This window comes from Citrobacter sp. wls827 (assembly GCF_005280875.1).
Classification (GTDB): domain Bacteria; phylum Pseudomonadota; class Gammaproteobacteria; order Enterobacterales; family Enterobacteriaceae; genus Citrobacter; species Citrobacter youngae.
Window position 1 is genome coordinate 378,109 of record NZ_SZWR01000001.1, and the last position, 23,402, is coordinate 401,510.

The 23,402-nt window shown below is 53.5% G+C and carries 18 protein-coding genes and 1 other annotated feature; of the genes, 7 read left to right on the plus strand and 11 right to left on the minus strand.

Going from position 1 to position 23,402, the window contains the following annotated elements; all coding sequences use genetic code 11:
• Together FDX03_RS01755 and ybaL are read left to right on the plus strand one after the other, a co-directional pair.
• The coding region (locus FDX03_RS01755) for an MFS transporter (RefSeq protein WP_249356965.1) at positions 1-1,161 on the plus strand (1,161 nt) is incomplete at its 5' end.
• A 225-nt stretch (positions 1,162-1,386) separates the two neighbouring features.
• Positions 1,387-3,066, plus strand: coding sequence for a YbaL family putative K(+) efflux transporter (gene ybaL / locus FDX03_RS01760; protein WP_003835904.1), 1,680 nt, complete (start codon positions 1,387-1,389; stop codon positions 3,064-3,066).
• A gap of 92 nt (positions 3,067-3,158) precedes the next feature.
• On the opposite strand, the gene gsk is transcribed toward ybaL, so the two are convergent.
• Positions 3,159-4,463 carry an inosine/guanosine kinase gene (gsk, locus tag FDX03_RS01765; protein ID WP_048212401.1) on the minus strand — a complete coding sequence of 435 codons (1,305 nt, stop codon included), beginning with the start codon at positions 4,461-4,463 and terminating at the stop codon, positions 3,159-3,161.
• A 152-nt stretch (positions 4,464-4,615) separates the two neighbouring features.
• Between gsk and aes the strand changes: the two genes are divergently transcribed.
• Entirely contained in the window at positions 4,616-5,575 is a 960-nt protein-coding gene (aes, locus tag FDX03_RS01770; protein WP_137345398.1) for an acetyl esterase, read from the plus strand.
• Here aes and hemH read toward each other — a convergent pair.
• The 8 genes from hemH to FDX03_RS01810 form a co-directional block, all read right to left on the minus strand.
• A complete protein-coding gene (gene hemH / locus FDX03_RS01775; RefSeq protein ID WP_048212403.1) occupies positions 5,572-6,534 on the minus strand; it encodes a ferrochelatase in 963 nt (320 codons plus the stop codon). The genes aes and hemH overlap by 4 nt on opposite strands.
• A gap of 163 nt (positions 6,535-6,697) precedes the next feature.
• Positions 6,698-7,342, minus strand: coding sequence for an adenylate kinase (adk, locus tag FDX03_RS01780; protein WP_003021773.1), 645 nt, complete (start codon positions 7,340-7,342; stop codon positions 6,698-6,700).
• 231 nt (positions 7,343-7,573) lie between these two features.
• A complete protein-coding gene (htpG, locus tag FDX03_RS01785) occupies positions 7,574-9,448 on the minus strand; it encodes a molecular chaperone HtpG (protein WP_137345399.1) in 1,875 nt (624 codons plus the stop codon).
• Positions 9,449-9,558: 110 nt separating this feature from the next.
• Positions 9,559-10,164, minus strand: a complete 606-nt coding sequence (gene recR, locus FDX03_RS01790; RefSeq protein ID WP_003021767.1) for a recombination mediator RecR — start codon at positions 10,162-10,164, stop codon at positions 9,559-9,561.
• A complete protein-coding gene (locus tag FDX03_RS01795) occupies positions 10,164-10,493 on the minus strand; it encodes a YbaB/EbfC family nucleoid-associated protein (RefSeq protein ID WP_003021764.1) in 330 nt (109 codons plus the stop codon). Before FDX03_RS01795 ends, recR begins: the two co-directional genes overlap by 1 nt.
• A 57-nt stretch (positions 10,494-10,550) precedes the next feature.
• Positions 10,551-12,476, minus strand: coding sequence for a DNA polymerase III subunit gamma/tau (dnaX, locus tag FDX03_RS01800; protein ID WP_061067441.1), 1,926 nt, complete (start codon positions 12,474-12,476; stop codon positions 10,551-10,553).
• Positions 11,154-11,218 (minus strand) — a sequence feature (DnaX frameshifting element). (Overlaps the previous gene by 65 nt.)
• 101 nt (positions 12,477-12,577) lie before the next feature.
• The gene (gene apt / locus FDX03_RS01805) at positions 12,578-13,129 is read right to left on the minus strand and encodes an adenine phosphoribosyltransferase (protein ID WP_005125198.1); all 552 of its coding nucleotides are present in this window, start codon (positions 13,127-13,129) and stop codon (positions 12,578-12,580) included.
• 193 nt (positions 13,130-13,322) lie between these two features.
• On the minus strand, positions 13,323-13,700 hold the full coding sequence (locus FDX03_RS01810) for a DUF454 family protein (RefSeq protein ID WP_003847534.1): 378 nt from the start codon (positions 13,698-13,700) through the stop codon (positions 13,323-13,325).
• A 69-nt stretch (positions 13,701-13,769) separates the two neighbouring features.
• Between FDX03_RS01810 and priC the strand changes: the two genes are divergently transcribed.
• Positions 13,770-14,297, plus strand: a complete 528-nt coding sequence (gene priC / locus FDX03_RS01815; RefSeq protein WP_170973084.1) for a primosomal replication protein N'' — start codon at positions 13,770-13,772, stop codon at positions 14,295-14,297.
• Between the two features lie 14 nt (positions 14,298-14,311).
• Positions 14,312-14,473 carry a pleiotropic regulatory protein RsmS gene (gene rsmS, locus FDX03_RS01820; protein ID WP_071887323.1) on the plus strand — a complete coding sequence of 54 codons (162 nt, stop codon included), beginning with the start codon at positions 14,312-14,314 and terminating at the stop codon, positions 14,471-14,473.
• A gap of 74 nt (positions 14,474-14,547) precedes the next feature.
• On the opposite strand, the gene mscK is transcribed toward rsmS, so the two are convergent.
• Positions 14,548-17,913 (minus strand): mechanosensitive channel MscK, encoded by a 3,366-nt coding sequence (gene mscK / locus FDX03_RS01825; RefSeq protein ID WP_137345400.1) that lies wholly within the window; start codon positions 17,911-17,913, stop codon positions 14,548-14,550.
• Positions 17,914-18,040: 127 nt separating this feature from the next.
• Positions 18,041-18,691 carry a multidrug efflux transporter transcriptional repressor AcrR gene (gene acrR / locus FDX03_RS01830; RefSeq protein ID WP_048212409.1) on the minus strand — a complete coding sequence of 217 codons (651 nt, stop codon included), beginning with the start codon at positions 18,689-18,691 and terminating at the stop codon, positions 18,041-18,043.
• A 141-nt stretch (positions 18,692-18,832) separates the two neighbouring features.
• Here acrR and acrA point away from each other — a divergent pair, with 141 nt between their 5' ends.
• Both acrA and acrB read left to right on the plus strand, forming a co-directional pair.
• A complete protein-coding gene (gene acrA / locus FDX03_RS01835) occupies positions 18,833-20,026 on the plus strand; it encodes a multidrug efflux RND transporter periplasmic adaptor subunit AcrA (protein ID WP_115643764.1) in 1,194 nt (397 codons plus the stop codon).
• A gap of 22 nt (positions 20,027-20,048) precedes the next feature.
• Positions 20,049-23,198, plus strand: coding sequence for an efflux RND transporter permease AcrB (gene acrB / locus FDX03_RS01840; protein WP_048212411.1), 3,150 nt, complete (start codon positions 20,049-20,051; stop codon positions 23,196-23,198).
• The last annotated feature ends 204 nt before the right edge of the window (positions 23,199-23,402 follow it).

Consider the following 23,402-nt stretch of genomic DNA (forward strand, 5'->3'; position numbering starts at 1 on the left):
CGCACCTCATTTGGCATTTTAGGGGCAATCAGCCTCTCCCATCTGCTCAACGATATGATCCAGTCGCTGATTCTGGCGATTTATCCACTTTTGCAGTCAGAGTTCTCGCTGACGTTTATGCAGATAGGGATGATTACCCTGACCTTCCAGCTCGCCTCCTCGCTGCTGCAACCGGTGGTGGGTTACTGGACTGACAAATACCCGATGCCGTGGTCGCTGCCCATTGGGATGTGCTTCACGCTGAGCGGGCTTGTTTTGCTGGCCATGGCCGGCAGCTTCCATATGGTGCTGCTCGCCGCGGCGCTGGTTGGTACCGGTTCATCGGTATTTCACCCGGAATCGTCCCGCGTGGCGCGTATGGCCTCCGGTGGTCGCCACGGCCTCGCCCAGTCGATTTTCCAGGTTGGCGGCAACTTCGGTAGCTCTCTGGGGCCGTTGCTGGCGGCTGTCATCATCGCGCCATATGGTAAGGGTAATGTGGCCTGGTTTGTGCTGGCTGCGTTATTAGCGATTGTCGTCCTGGCACAAATCAGCCGTTGGTATGCCGCGCAGCATCGGATGAGTAAAGGAAAGCCGAAGGTCGCTATCGTTAATCCGTTGCCGCGTAATAAAGTGGTGCTGGCGGTAAGCATTCTGCTGGTGCTGATTTTCTCCAAATACTTCTATATGGCGAGCATTAGCAGCTATTACACCTTTTATCTGATGCAAAAATTCGGATTATCGGTACAAAATGCCCAGTTTCACCTGTTTGCCTTCCTGTTTGCCGTCGCGGCCGGGACGGTGATTGGCGGACCATTAGGCGATAAAATTGGCAGAAAATATGTTATTTGGGGGTCTATCCTCGGCGTTGCGCCATTTACCCTTGTTTTACCCTACGCGACACTGGAATGGACCGGGATTTTAACCGTGATCATTGGTTTTATCCTCGCATCGGCCTTTTCTGCCATTCTGGTCTACGCACAGGAGCTGCTTCCCGGGCGTATCGGCATGGTTTCTGGGCTATTTTTCGGTTTTGCCTTCGGCATGGGTGGCTTGGGAGCCGCGGTGTTAGGGCTGATTGCCGACCATACCAGCATCGATTTGGTCTACAAAATATGTGCTTTCCTGCCACTTCTGGGGATACTGACCATATTCTTACCTGATAACCGACATAAAGCCTGATTTTCTGACGGCCAAAGGTAAACTTTGGTCGTCATCACTTACAGCGGCCATCAGCGTTTGCCTCAAACATCCCCCCGTAGTTTTCCGATCCGTGCTTTTTTTCCTTTAAAATCCTGTTTTCATCAAAATTCAATAATTATTCATCAACATAAACATCAAAATTGTCATAAACTATTACTCGGAATTTGGGTTTTCAGGATCAACACAGCAACCAAAGGAGACGGAATGCATCACGCCACCCCGCTTATCACCACCATTGTCGGCGGCCTTGTGCTCGCTTTTATATTAGGCATGATTGCCAATAAACTACGTATTTCTCCTCTGGTGGGATATCTGTTAGCGGGCGTTCTGGCCGGTCCATTTACACCTGGTTTTGTTGCTGATACCAAGCTCGCGCCTGAACTGGCCGAGCTTGGCGTGATCCTGTTGATGTTCGGCGTCGGGCTGCACTTTTCCCTGAAGGATTTGATGGCGGTAAAGTCTATCGCCATTCCCGGCGCGATTGCCCAGATAGCGGTGGCAACGCTGCTGGGTATGGCGCTTTCAGCCGTATTAGGCTGGTCGCTGATGGTCGGTATCGTCTTTGGTCTGTGTCTTTCAACCGCCAGTACCGTAGTGCTACTGCGTGCACTTGAAGAACGGCAGCTCATTGACAGTCAGCGCGGGCAAATCGCCATTGGCTGGCTGATTGTCGAAGATTTGATGATGGTGCTGACGCTGGTTCTCCTGCCAGCCGTCGCCGGAATGCTGGAAAAAGAAGATGTCGGCTTTGCCTCGCTCGCCGTCGATATGGGCATTACCATCGGTAAGGTGGTGGCGTTTATCGCGATTATGATGCTGGTGGGTCGTCGCCTGGTGCCGTGGATCATGGCCCGCAGCGCCGCAACCGGGTCACGCGAGCTGTTTACCCTGTCAGTTCTCGCCCTTGCCTTAGGTATCGCCTTTGGCGCAGTGGAACTGTTCGATGTCTCCTTTGCGCTGGGCGCATTCTTCGCCGGTATGGTGCTGAATGAATCGGAACTAAGTCACCGCGCGGCGCATGACACCCTGCCGCTGCGCGATGCGTTCGCTGTACTGTTCTTCGTTTCCGTCGGGATGCTGTTCGATCCGTTAGTCCTGATCCAACAGCCGCTGGCAGTGCTGGGTACGCTGGCGATTATCATCTTTGGTAAATCCCTTGCCGCCTATTTCCTGGTGCGCATGTTTGGTCACTCCCAACGCACGGCGCTCACCATTGCCACCAGCCTGGCACAGATTGGTGAGTTTGCCTTTATCCTGGCGGGTCTGGGAATGGCGTTAAACCTGCTGCCGCAGGCCGGACAGAATCTGGTGCTGGCAGGGGCAATCCTGTCCATCATGCTCAACCCGGTGCTGTTCGCGGTGTTAGAAAAATATCTCGCCAAAACCGAAACGCTGGAAGAGCAGACGCTGGAAGAAGCCATCGAAGAAGAGAAGCAAATTCCGGTGGATATCTGCAATCACGCCCTGCTGGTCGGTTTTGGTCGCGTCGGCAGCCTGCTGGGTGAGAAATTGATGGCTGCGGGGATCCCGTTGGTGGTTATCGAAACCTCACGTACCCGGGTGGATGAACTGCGCGAGCGTGGGATCCGCGCTGTGCTGGGCAACGCCGCCAACGAAGAGATTATGAATCTGGCGCATCTGGATTGCGCACGCTGGCTGTTGCTGACCATTCCGAATGGCTATGAAGCGGGTGAAATTGTTGCTTCCGCTCGTGAGAAGTGCCCGTCGATTGAGATTATCGCCCGCGCGCATTATGACGATGAGGTGGAATACATTACCGAGCGTGGCGCCAATCAGGTGGTCATGGGTGAGCGTGAAATCGCCCGCACCATGCTGGAGCTGATTGAAACGCCGCCTGCCGGTGAAGTTGCTACTGCCAGTTAATGTTACGTGCCGGATGGCGGCGTAAAACGCCTTATCCGGCCTACATATTGCTACGCGTAGGCCCGATAAGCGTAGCGCCATCGGGCAAGAACTCAGCGATCCCAGTACGACTCTTCGAGACTGTCTTCACGTTCCGGCAAACCGCGCGTCAGGCGCGGTGAATGCTGGTTCAGCACCTGATAACTCACGCGATTAGCATATTTACATACCTGGGCTAGCGACGAGTAGGTCAACCAGGTGAACTTGTGCTTGCTGGAGTTAGGCACATTACTGCGGTGATAGCTGTTAGCGGTAATATCATGCAGCAATGCCGCCAGTGCGCCGTCGCCAGCACCGTTGGTATTCATGATCTTTTCTGGCCCGCCCATATACGGCGCGATGTGCGAATACACGCGCAGCGGATGAGTACAGTCTTTATGGCGCATGGCGCGACTAAACTCGTACTGGTTAAATTCGGCAATCGCCCCTGGCAGCAGTGGGTGCTGAGTTTTGCGTTTCGCCTCTTCTTCAGTAAAGCCGGCCATATACAGACCTGCCGGACCCGCAGTACACAGCACCAGATCCACCCAGTCCAGCGCCTTGTCAGACGCCAGCAGCGGATCGTTCTCGCCAGTCAACGCTTCGGCTTCTTCTTCGTTCATCGCCAGAATAGAGACATTCTCTTTGAGGAATGTCTGCCACCACTGCGGGTTATCCGCAATAACGAATTTGGTGCCCAGCGTCAGTACCACCGGCACGTTGTGCTTTTTGGCAAATTCAATCGCCTTCATGGTCGCTTCCGGCATCGGTTCGCCCGGCTTACAGCGCACCAGATAGGAGGTCAGCACCAGCGCGGAAGCCCCGGCAATGACTGATTCAGGGATGCTATCCGCGCGCAGTTGGTTCATGTGACCGGGGCTGATGGCAAATGTGCGTTCGCCGGATTCACCAATCAGCGTAAAGCAGCGGCCAATAGGGCCATCTACACCCTGTAGATAGTTCAAATCGGTGCGGCTGGAGGTGTTGCATAAATAGCGATACGCGTAGCTACCAATTTCGATATTACTGCACATCACCCCCAACAGTACCGAACGGTCATCTGCCAGCACGGAGTAGTTATGCATAGTGTTACCGATGGTGCCACCTGCAAACTGATGGGTGATCAGGTTTTCGCGTACCAGCTCCTGGTAGAGCGCTTCCGCAACATCATCTTCAATCACCAGAGAGTGCCCGGCGCTTAATCCATAACGCTTTACAAAATCATCATCCACTTTGGCTTCAATATCTACCAGCGTCTGGTCGATACCGACAACCCAGGCTGCGCTGGTTTCATTTTCTGGCTGAATTTGTTGCAGCAACGGATCGCGCGCGCTGACGGGGAAATAGTGTTTGGATTTACGTTTACCGGGAAATTTCATGGTCGATTTTACGGGTGGTTAACTGAGCGATGCATGGTAGCACATTCCCTGCTGCGCATGCGATGCGGCGCTGAGTTTCAATATCGGACGGTGAGATCGCAGTTTATCCGGGATTAATTTCTACAATAACTCACCTTCACAAGGAGTGTTTTATGAAGCCGGAAAACAAAATCCCCGTACTCGACAAAATTTCGGATGAAATGAAAAGCGTGGTGAATTTTCATCGCGACGATTTGCCACCGTGGCCCGCTGCCGATGACTTTGTGGCCCAGCGCCAACACTACATTCATGAGCGGCAACTGTGGAATGCCGATGCCCCGCAGATGCATACCCGCGAATGCGTGATTTCTACCGCGTGCGGCCCCGTTGCCACACGCATCTACGCTCCGCAGCCCCAAAGCCAGGCGACGCTGTATTACCTGCACGGCGGCGGTTTTATTCTCGGTAATCTGGATACCCACGATCGCATTATGCGTTTACTGGCGCACTACACCCAGTGCACAGTTATTGGCATCGACTATTCGCTGTCGCCGGAAGCGCGCTACCCACAAGCCATCGAAGAGATCGTCGCCGTTTGCCAGTACTATCATCAACATGCTGGCGACTATTCCTTCAATATCAATACGATAGGTTTTGCCGGCGATTCCGCCGGAGCGATGCTGGCGCTCGCCAGTGCGTTGTGGCTGCGAGATAAAAACATTGCCTGCGGCAAAGTCGCTGGCGTGCTGTTGTGGTATGGCCTTTACGGCCTGCAGGATTCACTGAGTCGACGGCTGATGGGCGGCGCGTGGGATGGTTTAACCCGCGAGGATCTGCAGATGTACGAAAACGCGTACCTACGTAGCGCTGACGATCGTGAGTCACCGTACTATTGCCTGTTTAATAACGATCTGACGCGCGACCTACCGCCGTGTTTTATCGCCGGTGCGGAGTTCGATCCGCTGATCGACGATAGCCGCTTATTATTCCAGACGTTACAGGCGCATCAGCAGCCCTGCCAGTACAAAATGTATCCCGGTACGCTGCACGCCTTCCTGCACTATTCGCGGATGATGAAAACCGCCGATGAAGCTCTGCAGGACGGCGCGCATTTCTTTAAGCAACAGCTTTAGCGGTAGGCTTCGGTCAGTTTCACCATCATTTCAATATGCTCCGGCGCGGCATTCAGCGCCGGAATATATTCATATTGCTTACCACCCGCTTCAAGGAAAATCTCCCGGTTTTGCACCGCTATCTCTTCCAGCGTTTCGAGGCAATCAGCCGCGAAGCCCGGACACATAACCTGGATATGTCGGGTTCCTTTCTCCGCCAGCATTTTTAGCGTTTCGTCGGTATACGGTGTCAGCCATGGTTCGCGGCCAAAGCGAGACTGGAAGGTCATCATGACTTTTTCCGGCGGCAGGCCAAGCGCTGAAACCAGCTCACGCGTCGTATCGCGACAGCGCTGCGGGTAGTCATCGCCTTCATCGGCGTAGCGCTGCGGAATGCCGTGATAGGAGAGCAGCAGTAAATCAGGTTCGCCATGTTGAGCGAATGAATCCCGGGCGCTCTTGGCCAGCGCATCAATGTAGCTGCTGTCATCAGCGTAATCGCGAATAAATGAGACGCCAGGAATACCGCGTTTACGCGCTAAAATGCGCGCCAGCTCGTCCCAGACTGCCGCCACTGTCGAACAGGAATATTGCGGGTACAGCGGTAACACCACCATGTGTTCTACTCCGCTTGCCAGCAGTTCATCGACCGCGCTTTCGAGCGACGGCGAACCGTAGCTCATCCCCAGTGCGACAGGCGTATCAGGCAGACGTTGTGCCAGCGCCTGCTGTTGCGCCTTGCTGTAGACCATCAGCGGGGAACCGTCTTCCATCCAGATTGATTGGTACAGCTTTGCCACACGCGGCGCGCGCAGCGGCAAAATCACACCACGCAGCAACGGCCACCACAGTGCGGGGGACGTATCGACGACGCGTGGATCGCTTAAAAACTGGCGCAGGTAGCGCTTAACGGCTTCGGGGGTTGGGGCATCGGGAGTGCCGAGGTTTGCCAGCAGGATACCGGTTTTCGTCTGACGCATTACCGCCTCTTATCGATTCAAATTGTTGATAATTGTAGCGGAAAAGCGGTAAAGAAGAACTAATTGCTGTGAGAGGTAAGACGAGAATTTGCCTGATGGCGCTACGCTTATCAGGCCTACGAGATAATGGCAGGCCTGATAAGAGGTTTATTACGCGAAAAAATTAACCGAGGATTTTTTCCAGCGCTGCGCGAACGTCAGCCACGGCCTGAGTGCCGTCAACTTTCGCGTATTTGGTGTTACCCGCCTGCGCTTCTTTAGAGTAGTAGCCGATCAGCGGTGCGGTCATCTGATGGTATTCCACCAGGCGCTTGCGTACGGTCTCTTCCTGATCGTCTTTACGGGTGGTCAGCTCTTCGCCGGTCACGTCGTCTTTGCCTTCAACCTTAGGCGGGTTGAATTTGATGTGGTAAACGCGGCCAGAAGCAGCGTGTACGCGACGACCTACAATACGGTCAACGATCAGCTCGTCCGGAACGTCGAATTCCAGAACGTAGTCCACGTTGATACCCGCTTCTTTCATGGCATCTGCCTGCGGAATAGTACGCGGGAAGCCATCGAGCAGGAAACCATTACGGCAGTCTTCCTGAGCAATACGCTCTTTTACCAGCGCGATCACCAGCTCATCAGTCACCAGCTTACCGGCGTCCATGATGTCTTTCGCTTGTTTGCCCAGCTCGGAGCCAGATTTCACGGCGGCACGCAGCATATCACCGGTGGAGATTTGCGGAATACCATACTTCTCCATGATGAACTGAGCCTGAGTTCCTTTACCCGCGCCCGGAGCGCCAAGCAGAATGATACGCATTACGAAAATCCCCTTAAAGGTTGTCGATATTTTTTAAAAAGCGCTAAACGATACCACCATCACGCAATTGGCTCAAGGAAGCCACCCGCGCTGAAACGGTTAATGATGGAAAATTGAGTTCAGAAGGCGAAAAAAAGCCGGATGGCGGTGTAAACACCGTATCCGGCCTACTATGACGAGATACTGTAGGCCGGATAAGCGCTAGCGCCATCCGGCATTACATTACGGGTATCAGGACACCAGCAACTGGTTCATGCGACGGATGAACTGGTTCGGATCTTCCAGCGTGCCGCGCTCAGCGAACAGCGCCTGATCCAGCAGCAGTTCAACCCACTCTTTGAACTGCGCTTCGTCCAGGGTATCCGCCGTGCGTTTTACCAGCACGTGGTCCGGGTTCAGTTCAAAGATATATTTCACTTCCGGCACAGCCTGGCCCGCAGCGGCGAACAGTTTCGCCATCTGGGTGCTCATTTCATCCGCATCCGTGGTGACGATAGCCGGTGTGTCGGTCAGACGGTGAGTCAGACGCACTTCTTTCACGCGGTCACCCAACAGAGTTTTCACGCGCTCAACGAACGGCGTCAGCGCTTTTTCCGCTTCTTTTGCCGATTCGTCAACTTCATCTGCCAGTTTGTCGATGGACTCGTCGGCTTTGGCCACAGACTGGAACGGTTTGCCATCGAACTCGGTCAGGTAGTTCATCATCCACTCATCGATGCGGTCAGAAAGCAGCAACACTTCGATGCCTTTCTTACGCAGCAGTTCCAGGTGCGGGCTGCTCTTCGCCGCCGCATAGCTGTCTGCGGTGATGTAGTAGATTTTCTCCTGCCCTTCTTTCATCCGCGCAACGTAGTCTTCCAGAGATACGGTCTGTGCGGAAGAGTCAGTGTGCGTAGACGCGAAGCGCATCAGTTTGGCGATAGTTTCCTGGTTGGCATGATCTTCAGCCGGGCCTTCTTTCAGCACCAGACCGAACTGTTTCCAGAAGGTCTGGTATTTTTCCGCGTCGTCTTTCGCCAGTTTTTCCAGCATCTGCAGTACGCGTTTGGTCAGCGCGCTACGCAGGTTACGGGTGACGGTGCTGTCCTGCAGGATCTCACGGGAGACGTTCAGCGGCAGATCGTTGGAATCTATCAGACCGCGCACAAAGCGCAGGTAGTTCGGCATGAACTGCTCGGCGTCATCCATGATGAATACACGCTGGACGTAAAGTTTCAGACCATGCTTGTGATCGCGGTTCCACATATCCCACGGCGCCTGCGACGGGATATACAGCAGGCTGGTGTACTCCTGCTTACCTTCCACACGGTTGTGGCTCCAGGTCAGCGGATCGGTGAAATCGTGGGCAATATGCTTATAGAATTCGTTGTACTCGTCGTCTTTGATTTCCGACTTGTTGCGCGTCCACAGCGCCTGCGCCTTGTTGATCTTTTCCCAGGAAACCACGGTCTCGCCGTCTTTCTCTTCGGATTTTTCGATCTCGACCGGCAGCGCGATATGGTCGGAATATTTGCTGATGATGGAACGTACGCGCCAGTCATCGAGGAACTCGTCTTCGCCTTCGCGCAGATGCAGAGTAATTTCGGTACCACGGTCTTCTTTGGTGATATCAGCAACGGTGTACTCACCCTCGCCCGCAGATTCCCAGAACACGCCGTTTTCCGGTTTATCACCCGCAGCACGGGTACGCACGGTGACTTTGTCCGCCACGATGAAGGCTGAGTAGAAGCCAACCCCGAACTGGCCGATCAACTGGCTGTCTTTCGCCTGATCGGAGCCCATGGATTCGAGGAAAGATTTGGTGCCGGATTTCGCAATGGTCCCCAGATGATCGATAACGTCATCACGGTTCATCCCCACGCCGTTATCGGCAATGGTCAACGTACGCTTATCTTTATCGAAGGAAACACGCACACGCAGCTCACCGTCACCTTCATACAGGTCCGGGTTAGACAGTGCGCGGAAACGCAGCTTGTCTGCCGCATCCGAGGCGTTAGAGATAAGCTCACGCAGGAAGATTTCTTTATTGGAATACAGAGAATGGATCATCAGGTGCAGAAGCTGTTTTACTTCTGACTGAAAACCACGAGTTTCTTGTCCTTTCATGTAGATCTACCTCAACAATGCCATTTTCAATGGTAAAAACACGTTGAGGGTGAAATGGGGACAAGCGGGAAGGATTTCAAGCGGAAGCCGCCGTCGCGGCCTCCGTTTGTTCAGAATTTAATCTTGTGTCGTCCTGCCAGAGAGTGCGATAGCGTGGTGCCATCGACCATTTCCAGCTCGCCGCCGACCGGAACGCCATGGGCGATACGGCTGGCTTCAACGCCATACTGCATGCAAAGCTCAGCAATATAGTTGGCGGTCGCCTCTCCTTCGACCGTGGGATTGGTCGCGAGGATCAGTTCGTTAATTTGCTCAGACGCCAGTCGCTGTTCAAGACGATCCAGCCCAATGTCATCAGGCCCGATACCGTCCAGCGGCGACAGGTGTCCCATCAGCACGAAGTAACGTCCGGAAAATTGCCCAGTTTGCTCAATGGCGTAGATGTCCGCCGGACTCTCCACCACGCAAATCTGACCGTTTTCCTGGCGACGCGGGTTCGAGCAGATGTTGCAGACGTCTTGCTCTGTGAAGGTGCGGCAATCGGCACAGTGGCCGATTTCCGACATCGCCTTCGTTAACGCCTGCGCCAGACGCATCCCGCCGCTGCGATCGCGCTGAAGCAGCGTGAACGCCATGCGCTGCGCAGACTTCGGGCCAACGCCCGGCAGACAGCGCAGTGCTTCCATAAGCTGAGTTAACAGCGGGCTGGTTTGCATCAGAACGGCATCTTAAAGCCAGGCGGCAGCTGCATTCCGGAAGAAACAGAGGCCATCTTCTCTTTCTGCGTCTCTTCAATGCGACGCGCCGCGTCGTTGAATGCCGCAGCAACCAGGTCTTCCAGCATCTCTTTGTCGTCTTCCAGCAGGCTTGGATCGATCTCCACGCGACGGCAGTTATGCGCGCCGTTGATGGTCACTTTTACCAGACCCGCGCCAGATTCGCCGGTCACTTCCAGCTTGGCGACTTCTTCCTGCATCTGCTGCATTTTTTCTTGCATCTGCTGGGCCTGTTTCATCAGGTTACCCAGACCGCCTTTACCAAACATAGGCTTCTCTCTCAATCACGTTAAGGGATGACGATCGTCAAACCATTAGGCTGACGATCAAATGGGGCGAATACTCTCTTCGTCCAGCTCCGCATCGAAAAAACGACGCAGCGTCTGGATGTTATTATCCGCAATAATCGACTCACGCGCCTGCGCGAGCTTCTCTTCATAAATGGCCTGACGCCACTCCAGCGGCGTACGCACCGCGGGATTATCATCTTCAACGATGGTCAATTCAACCGTTGACCCTGTTAAGGTACTCAATGCTTCGGCCAGTTTTTGCTGCGCGCCGCTGGAATTAAGGTGTCGCTGCGTGGAACGCAGGTGCAGGCAAACCACGTTGCCATTCTCTTCTTTCCAGGCATTAAGCGCCACCTGCTCCACCAGTTTAGGCAGCGAGAGCTGGCTCACCTGGGCGGCCCACGGGTCGCGTTCAATGGCTTCAGCCGCAAGCTTTGCCGCCAGTTCCGGCGTTTTTTCATGCTCAAGCGCTTTTTTCAGCGCTTTCGGCGTGGCGATGACTTCTTTGACTTCTGCAACAGGATTGGTCGCTTTCCAGCGATACGCTTCTTTCTTCGCCGGTGCTTTTTCCAGCGCAGAGACTGCCGGACGCGCCTGAACACGTTCCGACACCGAAGCCAGTCTTTCCAGCGCAGCATTATTCACCGGCCGCGCGCGGGAAGCGGCTGCCGGTTCACTCTTTTTTGGTTTGGTTGCTCCCTGAGCGCGTTGCAACTGGCTGCGTGCCGCCAGCACCTGGCTGGTGGCGTCGGAGAGCGGCACATTTTGTTGCGCTGGCGCAGGCTGCTGCTGTGGCACCTGCGTCGGGGTCATCACCGCTGTGGGTGCGACCGGGGCAAACGACTGGCGCGGGACTTCAGGTTCCGGAAGCGGCATGCGCGGATGAAAAGCCAGCGCACGCAGCAGTGTCATTTCGACGCCCATTCGCCTGTCCGGCGCATACGGCAGTTCTTTGCGCCCGATTAGCAGGGTCTGGTAGTAAAGCTGCACATCGGTTGGCGGGACGATTCGCGCCAGTTCACGCATACGCTGTTCAATGGCGGCCATATCGCTGCCGAGCGCGGCAGGTGAAAGCTGAACCATGGCTATACGATGCAGCAAAGCCGACATCTCAACCAGCAGCGCTTCCCACTCAATACCGCGCGCGGCGGCGTCGTTCACCAATGTCATCACGCGTTCGCCGTCGGCGGCCACAACTGCTTCAACAAGCGAGAGCGCCTGGTCGTCGTCCAGCGTGCCGAGCATGGTGCTGACCGCGCCGGTCGAGACCTGACCATCGCCGCTGGCGATCGCCTGATCGGTCAAACTCAGCGCATCGCGCAGGCTGCCGTCCGCGGCGCGGGCCAGCAGTTGCAGCGCGCGTGGTTCATGAGCGATATGCTCTTCTTTGAGAATATGCTCAAGCTGATGGCGAATCTGTTCGACATCCAGCGCTTTAAGGTGGAATTGCAGACAGCGCGACAGAATGGTCACCGGCAGCTTCTGCGGATCGGTGGTCGCCAGCAGGAACTTGACGTGCGCGGGCGGCTCTTCGAGCGTTTTCAGCAGGGCGTTAAAACTGTGCCGCGACAGCATGTGCACTTCGTCGATCAAATAGACCTTAAAACGGCCGCGCGCAGGCGCGTACTGGACGTTATCCAGCAGATCGCGTGTGTCTTCGACTTTGGTGCGTGAGGCGGCATCGATTTCAATCAAATCGACAAAACGCCCCTGCTCAATTTCCCGACAGTTATCGCACACGCCGCACGGCGTAGCGGTGATGCCAGTTTCACAGTTTAATCCCTTCGCCAGCAAGCGGGCGATAGAGGTTTTTCCGACGCCACGGGTGCCGGAAAACAAATAAGCATGATGAATACGCCCTAACGACAAGCCGTTCGCCAGTGCCGTCAGCACATGTTCCTGGCCGACGACGTCAGCAAAGGTTTGTGGGCGCCATTTTCGGGCTAAGACCTGATAACTCATTGGCAGGCTCTGAAAGGCTGGAGGGTGGATTCACAGGAGGGTAATGCTAACACAACCTCGCAGCGACGGCGAGGTTGAGTCGTCAGGTACTGCTTAACTGATTAGTGCCCTGGAAAAGGCACCAGGCTATAACAGGTCAGCCCCTGTTTTTCCAGGCGCTGTTCGCCGCCCAGATCAAACAGGTTAATGATAAAGGCAGCATCGGTTACTTCGCCACCCAGACGGCGGATCAGCTTCACGGTCGCTTCAATCGTGCCGCCGGTTGCCAGCAGGTCGTCCACAACCAGGACTTTATCGCCCGGTTTGATGGCATCAACGTGAATTTCAAGCTGATCGGTGCCGTATTCCAGCTCATAGCTCTCAGCAATCACTTCACGCGGAAGCTTACGCGGTTTACGTACCGGAACAAAGCCGACGCCCAGACCCAACGCTACCGGCGCGCCAAACAGGAAGCCACGCGCTTCGGTGCCAACCACTTTAGTGATACCCGCATCTTTATAGCGTTCAACCAGCAATTCAATGCTAAGGGCGTAGGCTTTCGGATCTTCCAGTAAACTGGTGACATCACGGAAAAGAATGCCCGGTTTTGGGTAATCGTGGATGCTTTTGATGCTATTTTTGAGAAACTCAAGCTGCTGTGCAGTCGCGGTCATAAGTTTGTGCCTGATTGATACAGTATTACTTCACGGCGCACTATACACTTCATCCTCGACGTATCTTGAATGATTTTGTGTCTATATTAGGGCCAGGGTTACACTTGGTTAACCTTTGACCATCTGCGCCTGTGCTCGAAAACGGTCGAATTTACTGGCTGCGAGAGACAATTGCAACAGCGATTATTGCGCTTTACTGCTTTTGTTGTTTTTCATCAATCACCGGGATCCGCCACATAAAAATCAGTAAACAGGCGAGAATAACCAGCAGCAGGCCGCGTACCCACATCATATTGACCAGCCAGAGGGAAATAGCAAACGTCACCAGGATCAACAAAATCGCGCGCGGCTTCGCCCCAGGCGGCATTGCGCGGTGTTTTTGCCAGTGACGCAGATACCCGCCGAACCACGAACGATACAGCAGCCAGTCGTGAAAACGCGGCGATGAGCGGGCAAAACACCAGGCGGCCAGCAGGATAAACGGCGTCGTGGGCAGCAACGGCAATACAACGCCCAGCGTGCCTAACACTACCGCTATCCAGCCAATGATGATTAGAATAATGCGTTGCATAATATCAGTACTTAACACAGAGAATCGCTACTTTAGCATAACAGTTCTCATTTTCATCGGAGTGTTGTCGTGAAAACCGTCATGCTGCTACAGACGCTTGAAAACCAGCTTAACCGCCTGCGGCAGCAGTGTGCTCCGTTGGCGCATCACGCCACGCTGAGCGCCCGCTTTGACAGGCATCTGTTTCACACGCGCAGCACGTTGCTGCAGGCCTGTCTGGATGAAGCTGAAGATAATCTTACTGCCCTACGTCGCGCCGTTGAGCAGCAACAACTACCACAAATTAGCTGGCTGGCGGAACACCTTGCCTCACAGTTAGAGGCGATTTCGCGTGAAACCGCCAGTTGGTCGCTCCGCGAGTGGGACAGCGCATCTCCAGGCCTGGCGCGCTGGCAGCGCAAGCGGGTTCAACACCAGGAGTTTGAACGCCGACTGGTGGAAATGACGCGTGAACGCAAAGAGCGTCTGGCTCAGGCAACGGGTTTTGAAGAACAGCAAAAACTGCATCGTGAAGTAGAAGCATTCGAGGCGCGACTGGCTCGCTGCCGCCATGCTCTGGCAAGAATAGAAAACGTGCTGGCGCGTTTAACCCGTTAATCCCCGGAGAATTTATGTCATTAGAGAACGCCCCGGACGAGGTCAAACTGGCCGTCGATTTGATTGTTTTACTTGAGGAAAACCAGGTTGCACCTGAAACCGTACTGAAGGCGCTGGAGATTGTTAAACGGGATTACGAAAAGAAACTGCTCTCTTTATCTAAAAAAGAGCTGTAACTGAAAACCTGATGGCGTTTCAATTATCAGGCCTACGAATGAATCAAAGCTCGCAGGCCTGATAAGTTTTTCTATTAACCTACCGAAGGCGTCGGATCGTCACCTTTAATGATGTCACGCTTAACCTCAGTCACGCTGTCGCCCTTCGCGTTGTGCAGGTGCACTTCGAGCTGGTTAAAGGCAATATCAATGTCGTTTTCACGGCACAAACGATCGACCGCACGGTTAAGTTCATCAACCGTATGGCTGCGATCGCGCAGTTCGCGCACGTATAAACGCAGCTCATGATCCAGCGTGCTGGCGCCGAAGGCGGTAAAGAACACCGCAGGCTCCGGATCGTGCATTACTTTCGGGTGCTCCATCGCCGCCTGCAGCAGCACTTTCTTCACTTTGTCCAGATCCGAACCATAGGCCACGCCAATGCGGATCACCAGACGCGTGGTGGTATCGGAGAGCGACCAGTTGATCAAACGCTCCGTCACGAATGCTTTGTTCGGGATGATCACCTCTTTGCGATCGAAGTCGGTAATGGTGGTGGCACGGATACGGATCTTGCTGACCGTTCCTGAGAACGTACCGATAGTCACGGTATCGCCAATACGCACCGGGCGTTCAAACAGAATAATCAGACCCGAAACAAAGTTACCGAAGATTTCCTGCAAACCAAAACCAAGACCAACCGACAGGGCTGCTGCCAGCCACTGTAGCTTATCCCACGAAACACCGAGCGATCCGAAGACCGTCATCGCACCGATAGCGATGATCGCGTAGTTGAGGATCGTGGTGATCGCGTACGATGCCCCCTGGCGCATTTTGAGTCGCGACAGTACCAGCACTTCCAGCAGGCCGGGTAAGTTGCGGATCAACGCCCACGCCACCATCGAGGCAATAATGGCAAACAACAGGCTACCCATGGTGACGTCTTTCACCACTGCCGCACCCGCTTCGGTGCCGTTGTAATGCCAGAGCGTAATGCTATCGAGATAGCTGAACACGGTGATCAGATCAGACCAAATGGCCCAGAACAGAACACCAAACAGGGCCACCATCACCAGCATGGTGATACGCAGCGTTTGCTGGTTTACCTGCTCCAGCGCGATGGTCGGCTCTTCCTGCGGCTCTGCGCCCTCCGCCCCTTCTTTCACCAGGTTCTGACGACGCGCCAGCGCACGACGCCAGGCGATACGACGCGCCGCGACGCTTAATCCACGCAGCACGGTCTGGTACAGCAGGTTCCAGAGAATGACCAGATAAACCGTTTCAATCCAGCGTCCCGCCAGGCGCAGCGTGGTGTAGAAATAGCCGGTTGCCGTCAGCACCATTAATGCTATCGGGATAATCGACAGCACGGTAATCGTCACCAGACGCAGACCATGCGACTCTTTATCGCGCCAGCTTTCGCGGCACATTGGCCATACCAGGAAGGCGATCAGCAGCAGGTTGAGGAAAATGACCACCTGACCCAGCACATCGTCCATCAGGTTGAGCGGCGACAGCTCAGCAATAACCGACCAGAAGTTTAACGGCAACAGCGCGAGGCTGATGCGCACAATCTGGCGACGCCAGTGGCTAGTTTGTTTTGCTGGCATACCAAAATGACGAATCGCCACGCCATCTTTTTCCAGCACCTTCCAGCACAGACCAAACACCAGCCAGAAGACGGTCATCTTCTTGCTGAACGCCCACAGCAGGTCGCTGATATTCAACTGCATAGTCAACAGAATCAGACCTACCGCGAGGATAATCAGGCACGCCGGCAAGGCTCTGATGAGATCGATCAGAATCGCTTTTGGCGTGTTGAGCTGACTGTCATTACGCAGGTTACCTACCGCGGCGGCTAATTTCGCCTGGTACTCTTTCAACCATTTAAGACGCCAGCGGATGAGCCCGGCAATGAGCAGCAGCGGCAATCCCGCCAGAAACGCAATAAACACTGCGGGCCACGCTTTTTCCCAGTTCACCGTGATTTTCATCGACTTAAACTGGTCTTTAAGTGTTTGCGGGAAAGCTTTGATCCAGTCCCAGTCCATCGGACGGTTACTGTTAACCCAGAAAATCTGCTGCGTGAGGATCCCTTTCAGGTTTTTCGACACGCTCATTAACTGCTGCTGATTAATTTGCAGATTAATCGCCATCATCAGTTGGTTGCCCAGTTGCTTATTGAGCTGATCCAACAGTTCACGGCGCATATCCACAACCTGCAGTAAGGCATCATGGACTTCGCCGTTAACTTCGTTGCTGTGCCCTTCTTCCAGTTTGGCGACAAACGCATCATTCTGGAACAGCGCGTCGCGCTGCTGGTTGACTTCGAACTGCTCCAGACGCAAGTCGGCGATCCGGTTGGTCATATCGGCAAGTTCATCCGCCGACGGCAGCGTTTGTTGTTGCTGATACAGAATACGCGACAGCAGCAGACTGCCTTTCAGAACGGCAATCTGCTCTTTAATGTTACGTTCGGATTGCAGCGCGCGGTCAAGCCAGTTTTTGACTTTAATATTTTGCTGCATCAGGCTGTTGCCGTTTTCAGTCGCGGCAATCAGACGCTGGCTGAGCTGATGGTTAATATCAAGTTCTTGCTTAACTAGCGGGTTGGTCTGGATACGGGCCGCTTCGTCTGGCGTTACCGCTTCCTGCGCCGTCTTTTCGGTTAGCGTCAGACGTTTGCTGTTCACCGCTTCCTGCAGCAACTGAAGCTGGTGTTCGAGACGATTCGTATTCGCCGTTACATAATCACGCTGTTTCTGCAAGGTATCCTGCAAAACAGTGTTGCCTTCCAGACTTTTACGCTGTTGATCGATCTGCGCGCTCAGCAACGCTTGCTGCGCCTGCAGCAACACCTGTTGGCTGGGGCGTAATGCCGCCTCACCCACATTAGTTCCATCCAGGCGATTACGGATTTGCTGCATTTGCTGTGATGCGGTGTACATCGCATTTTGCACGCGCTCTGGCTGCGTTTGCAGCGAGACCAACTGACTGTTGTAGGCTGCAAGGTCGTTTTGCGCGCTTTGCAGATCGTCCAGCACCTGGGCGACACGAGATTCAAGCTGGCGCAGAGAGAGAGTACTCAGCGTTTTCCGCGTTTCGTCATCATTATCGACATCGCTGAGCGAATTTAGCGCATCCGTTGCCTGGCGCATTTTCTCCGGCGCCTGGGCCACTTTCTGGCGAAGCTGTACGGTCTCATCTTTCACGCGATCGATTTTATCCAGCGTGGCGATGGTATCGATGAGATCCTGTTGGACCAGCTTATCCTGCGCGGAGAGATCTTTTTGTTTACTCAGCGTGTCTAACTGGCTCTGGATATCCGCTTTCGTCGGCAGTTCACCACTCTGTTGCGCCCGCGCAAATGCAGATGACTGGCAGGATAGCAATAGAATGAAGAAAAGAATGCTAATAGCAATTACATGCTGTGAACGTTTATAGAGCTGCAACATAGTCATGAGAATGAATGTTTCTGAACCGGGAAAGTGACCGGAAATAGTCAAGCGGCAAGAATATCACGGCTGTGACCAGCAGAATAGCAGGAGGCAAAATGACCAGGAGAATTCCTGGTAAAGAAATGGTAAGTTAGCGTGTCTCCCCTGTCTGCAGGCGCAAGGTTGGACAAAGCAGGCACATCTCCAGCAACACCGCCACGTAGTGGCGAGCCTCATTTTTCAGATCAAATGATTCGGGGGCAAATAACCAGTTCTCCATGATTCCGGAAATATAGCTACGCATTAACACCGCAACACGACGTGTGTTCAGGTTTTCCGGCAGCATGTTGACATCCATACAGTGGCGTAACGTTTTTTCTATACGGTCATAGTTTTCCAGGCACAGGCTACGTTCGACTAACTGAACTGATGCTATTTCCCCGACAAATTCGCATTTGTGGAATATAATCTCCATCAATAAACGTCGGCGTTCTTCTGTCACGGTAGTTTCAAGAACGTAAATTAAAATTTCTCTTAATACTGATAGTGGATCGTCGGGGAATTTTGCCTGATACTCAGTTTCTAACTCATCAATGTTAGGTTTTGCTAGCTCCCAGATTTCACTGAATAAATCCGACTTATTTTTGAAATGCCAATAGATAGCACCGCGCGTTACACCAGCGGCTTTTGCGATCTCCGCAAGCGAGGTGGATGATACCCCTTGCTGCGAAAACAAACGCAGAGCAACATCCAGAATGTGCTGCCGTGTTTCCTGTGCTTGTTGTTTGGTTTTTCGTGCCATATGTCAGTGAATTTACAGGCGTTAGATTTACATACATTTGTGAATGTATGTACCATAGCACGACGATAATATAAACGCAGCAATGGGTTTATGGGCTTTAAGCCATTGATCAATTTGAAATCGGACACTCGAGGTTTACATATGAACAAAAACAGAGGGTTAACGCCTCTGGCAGTCGTTCTGATGCTCTCAGGCAGCTTAGCGCTAACAGGATGTGACGACAAACAGGCCCAACAAGGGGGCCAGCAGATGCCAGAAGTTGGAGTTGTGACGCTCAAAACTGAACCTCTACAGATCACAACTGAACTCCCAGGTCGCACCAGTGCGTTTCGCATTGCGGAAGTTCGCCCTCAGGTCAGCGGTATTATCCTGAAGCGTAACTTTACCGAAGGCGGCGACATTGAAGCAGGTGTGTCTCTCTATCAGATTGATCCTGCTACTTACCAGGCCGCGTACGAAAGTGCGAAAGGCGATCTGGCCAAAGCACAAGCAGCGGCAAATATCGCTCAGCTGACGGTTAAACGTTATCAGAAACTGTTAGGTACGAAGTACATCAGTCAACAGGACTACGATAGCGCGCAGGCAGATGCACAACAGGCGAACGCTGCTGTTGTCGCTGCGAAAGCCGCAGTAGAAACCGCACGTATCAACCTGGCCTATACCAAAGTCACGTCGCCAATCAGCGGCCGCATTGGTAAGTCATCTGTTACTGAAGGCGCACTGGTGCAAAACGGTCAGGCGACCGCACTGGCGACCGTTCAGCAGTTGGATCCCATCTATGTCGATGTGACGCAGTCAAGTAACGATTTCCTGCGCCTGAAACAAGAGTTGGCCAATGGCACGCTGAAGCAAGAGAACGGTAAAGCAAAAGTCGAACTGGTTACCAGCGACGGTATTAAATTCCCGCAGTCCGGTACGCTGGAGTTTTCGGATGTGACGGTTGATCAAACCACTGGGTCAATTACGTTACGCGCAATCTTCCCGAACCCGGATCACACCCTACTGCCGGGTATGTTCGTCCGCGCACGTCTGGAAGAAGGGATTAACCCAACGGCGTTACTGGTTCCACAGCAAGGCGTTACCCGCACACCGCGTGGCGATGCCAGTGCATTAGTTATCGGTGCTGATGACAAAGTTGAAACGCGTCAAATTGTGGCAGCACAAGCAATTGGCGACAAATGGTTAGTCACTGAAGGACTTAAGCCAGGCGACCGCGTGATTGTAAGTGGGCTGCAGAAAGTTCGTCCTGGCGCTCAGGTTAAAGCGCAGGAAGTCACCGCGGATAATAACCAGCCAGCCGCAAGCGGTAGCCAGCCTGAACAGTCCAAGTCTTAACTTAAACAGGAGCCGTTAAGACATGCCTAATTTCTTTATCGATCGCCCCATATTTGCGTGGGTGATCGCCATTATCATCATGTTGGCAGGGGGGCTCGCGATCCTCAAATTGCCGGTAGCGCAATATCCTACTATTGCACCTCCGGCAGTGACGATCTCCGCGACCTACCCTGGCGCTGATGCCAAAACAGTACAGGATACTGTTACGCAGGTTATCGAACAGAATATGAACGGTATCGATAACCTGATGTACATGTCCTCTAACAGTGACTCAACCGGTACGGTTCAGATCACCCTGACTTTCCAGTCAGGTACTGATGCTGACATTGCGCAGGTTCAGGTGCAGAACAAACTGCAGCTGGCAATGCCGCTGCTGCCGCAGGAAGTACAACAACAGGGCGTGAGCGTCGAGAAATCGTCCAGTAGCTTCCTGATGGTTGTCGGCGTCATCAACACCAACGGCACCATGACGCAGGAGGATATTTCCGACTACGTGGGCGCCAACATGAAGGATGCGATCAGCCGTACTTCAGGTGTGGGTGACGTGCAGCTGTTCGGTTCCCAGTACGCGATGCGTATCTGGATGGATCCGAATAAACTGAACAACTTCCAGCTGACGCCGGTTGATGTGATCAGCGCCATTAAAGCGCAGAACGCCCAGGTTGCAGCCGGTCAGTTAGGCGGTACGCCGCCAGTGAAAGGCCAGCAGCTTAACGCGTCGATCATCGCGCAAACCCGTCTGACCTCCGCAGATGAGTTCGGCAAAATTCTGCTGAAAGTGAACCAGGATGGCTCTCAGGTACGTCTGCGTGACGTCGCGAAAGTCGAACTGGGTGGCGAGAACTACGACATCATTGCGAAGTTCAACGGCAAACCTGCGTCTGGTCTGGGTATCAAGCTGGCGACAGGCGCTAACGCCCTCGACACCGCGAACGCTATCCGCGAAGAGCTGAAGAAGATGGAACCCTTCTTCCCGTCAGGCCTGAAGATCGTTTACCCGTATGACACTACGCCATTCGTGAAAATCTCTATTCACGAAGTAGTGAAAACGCTGGCGGAAGCAATCATCCTCGTATTCCTGGTCATGTATCTGTTCCTGCAGAACTTCCGCGCGACGTTGATTCCGACTATCGCCGTGCCGGTGGTGCTATTGGGTACGTTTGCCGTCCTTGCGATTTTCGGCTTCTCGATAAACACGTTGACGATGTTCGGGATGGTGCTCGCCATCGGCCTGTTGGTGGATGACGCCATCGTTGTGGTCGAGAACGTTGAACGTGTCATGGCCGAAGAAGGGCTACCACCGAAAGAAGCAACGCGTAAATCAATGGGCCAGATTCAGGGCGCATTGGTGGGTATCGCGATGGTACTGTCAGCGGTATTTATCCCAATGGCCTTCTTCGGGGGTTCTACCGGTGCGATTTACCGCCAGTTCTCCATCACCATTGTTTCCGCAATGGCGTTGTCTGTACTGGTGGCGTTGATTCTGACCCCTGCCCTGTGTGCAACAATGCTTAAACCGATTGCTAAAGGCGATCACGGTGAAGGCAAAACGGGCTTCTTCGGTTGGTTCAACCGCATGTTCGATAAGAGCACGCACCACTATACCGACAGCGTAGGCGGTATTCTGCGCAGCACCGGTCGTTATCTGGCGCTGTATCTGATCATCGTCGTGGGCATGGCCTACCTGTTCGTTCGTCTGCCAAGTTCGTTCTTGCCGGATGAAGACCAGGGGGTATTCCTGTCAATGGCTCAGCTGCCAGCGGGTGCAACGCAAGAGCGTACCCAGAAGGTGCTGGACGAAATGACGGATTACTATCTGACTAAAGAAAAAGCGAACGTTGAATCGGTGTTTGCCGTTAACGGTTTCGGTTTTGCGGGTCGTGGTCAGAACACCGGTATCGCGTTCGTCTCGTTGAAAGACTGGAGTGAACGTCCGGGCGAAGAGAACAAAGTTGAGGCCATTACTCAACGTGCGATGGGTGCATTCTCGCAGATTAAAGACGCCATGGTATTCGCCTTTAACCTGCCAGCAATCGTAGAACTTGGCACCGCGACGGGTTTCGACTTCCAGTTGATTGACCAGGCTGGTCTGGGCCATGAAAAATTGACTCAGGCGCGTAACCAACTGTTTGGTGAAGTCGCGAAACATCCAGATCTGTTGGTAGGCGTACGTCCTAACGGTCTGGAAGATACTCCGCAATTCAAGATCGATATCGATCAGGAAAAAGCGCAGGCTCTGGGTGTTTCCATTAGTGACATTAATACAACGCTGGGCGCTGCATGGGGCGGAAGCTACGTGAACGACTTCATCGACCGTGGTCGTGTGAAGAAAGTTTACGTCATGTCTGAAGCCAAATACCGTATGTTGCCAGAAGATATTGGAAACTGGTATGTCCGCGGTAGCGATGGACAAATGGTGCCGTTCTCTGCGTTCTCTTCCTCGCGTTGGGAATATGGTTCTCCGCGTCTGGAACGCTATAACGGTCTGCCTTCCATGGAAATCCTGGGCCAGGCCGCACCGGGTAAAAGTACCGGTGAAGCGATGGCAATGATGGAGCAACTGGCCAGCAAACTGCCATCCGGTATCGGCTATGACTGGACGGGCATGTCCTACCAGGAACGGCTGTCCGGTAACCAGGCACCTGCCCTGTATGCGATTTCACTGATCGTCGTCTTCCTGTGTCTGGCGGCATTGTACGAGAGCTGGTCAATTCCGTTCTCCGTTATGCTGGTCGTTCCACTGGGGGTTATCGGTGCGCTGCTGGCGGCAACATTCCGTGGTTTGACCAACGACGTTTACTTCCAGGTGGGCCTGCTCACAACCATTGGGTTGTCGGCGAAGAACGCGATATTGATCGTCGAATTCGCCAAAGACTTGATGGATAAAGAAGGTAAAGGCCTGGTAGAAGCGACGCTGGACGCAGTTCGTATGCGTTTACGTCCGATTCTGATGACATCATTAGCCTTTATCCTCGGCGTAATGCCACTGGTTATCAGCTCCGGTGCGGGGAGTGGCGCGCAGAACGCCGTCGGTACTGGCGTAATGGGCGGGATGGTCACAGCAACCGTATTGGCTATCTTCTTTGTTCCGGTGTTCTTTGTGGTGGTCCGCCGCCGCTTTAGCCGCAAGAACGAAGATGTTGAACATAGCCACTCAGTTGAGCATCATTGATACATTCCTAAAGATAAGGCCGCGCAAGCGGCCTTTTTTCTGGAAAAAAATCATAAAAAGCGCTTATTGCGATTTCGTTTATTTTCTCTTGTTTAAATAAGCGATATAATCCTTGTGAGTCTAAAGGCTATTCTTAAAAAGCGTCATGAACCCTTATTTACTTAAATAAATATTAAGACTATTCCTAGTTTTCGTTCACAGAGT

Bases quoted from the DNA above. Each gene is read 5' to 3' on its own strand.
- acrA (WP_115643764.1), top strand. From the start codon at position 18,833: ATGAACAAAAACAGAGGGTTAACGCCTCTGGCAGTCGTTCTGATGCTC.
- dnaX (WP_061067441.1), bottom strand. From the start codon at position 12,476: ATGAGTTATCAGGTCTTAGCCCGAAAATGGCGCCCACAAACCTTTGCT.
- mscK (WP_137345400.1), bottom strand. From the start codon at position 17,913: ATGACTATGTTGCAGCTCTATAAACGTTCACAGCATGTAATTGCTATT.
- acrR (WP_048212409.1), bottom strand. From the start codon at position 18,691: ATGGCACGAAAAACCAAACAACAAGCACAGGAAACACGGCAGCACATT.
- htpG (WP_137345399.1), bottom strand. From the start codon at position 9,448: ATGAAAGGACAAGAAACTCGTGGTTTTCAGTCAGAAGTAAAACAGCTT.
- adk (WP_003021773.1), bottom strand. From the start codon at position 7,342: ATGCGTATCATTCTGCTTGGCGCTCCGGGCGCGGGTAAAGGAACTCAG.
- hemH (WP_048212403.1), bottom strand. From the start codon at position 6,534: ATGCGTCAGACGAAAACCGGTATCCTGCTGGCAAACCTCGGCACTCCC.
- acrB (WP_048212411.1), top strand. From the start codon at position 20,049: ATGCCTAATTTCTTTATCGATCGCCCCATATTTGCGTGGGTGATCGCC.
- recR (WP_003021767.1), bottom strand. From the start codon at position 10,164: ATGCAAACCAGCCCGCTGTTAACTCAGCTTATGGAAGCACTGCGCTGT.
- aes (WP_137345398.1), top strand. From the start codon at position 4,616: ATGAAGCCGGAAAACAAAATCCCCGTACTCGACAAAATTTCGGATGAA.
- FDX03_RS01795 (WP_003021764.1), bottom strand. From the start codon at position 10,493: ATGTTTGGTAAAGGCGGTCTGGGTAACCTGATGAAACAGGCCCAGCAG.
- FDX03_RS01810 (WP_003847534.1), bottom strand. From the start codon at position 13,700: ATGCAACGCATTATTCTAATCATCATTGGCTGGATAGCGGTAGTGTTA.
- apt (WP_005125198.1), bottom strand. From the start codon at position 13,129: ATGACCGCGACTGCACAGCAGCTTGAGTTTCTCAAAAATAGCATCAAA.
- rsmS (WP_071887323.1), top strand. From the start codon at position 14,312: ATGTCATTAGAGAACGCCCCGGACGAGGTCAAACTGGCCGTCGATTTG.
- gsk (WP_048212401.1), bottom strand. From the start codon at position 4,463: ATGAAATTTCCCGGTAAACGTAAATCCAAACACTATTTCCCCGTCAGC.
- ybaL (WP_003835904.1), top strand. From the start codon at position 1,387: ATGCATCACGCCACCCCGCTTATCACCACCATTGTCGGCGGCCTTGTG.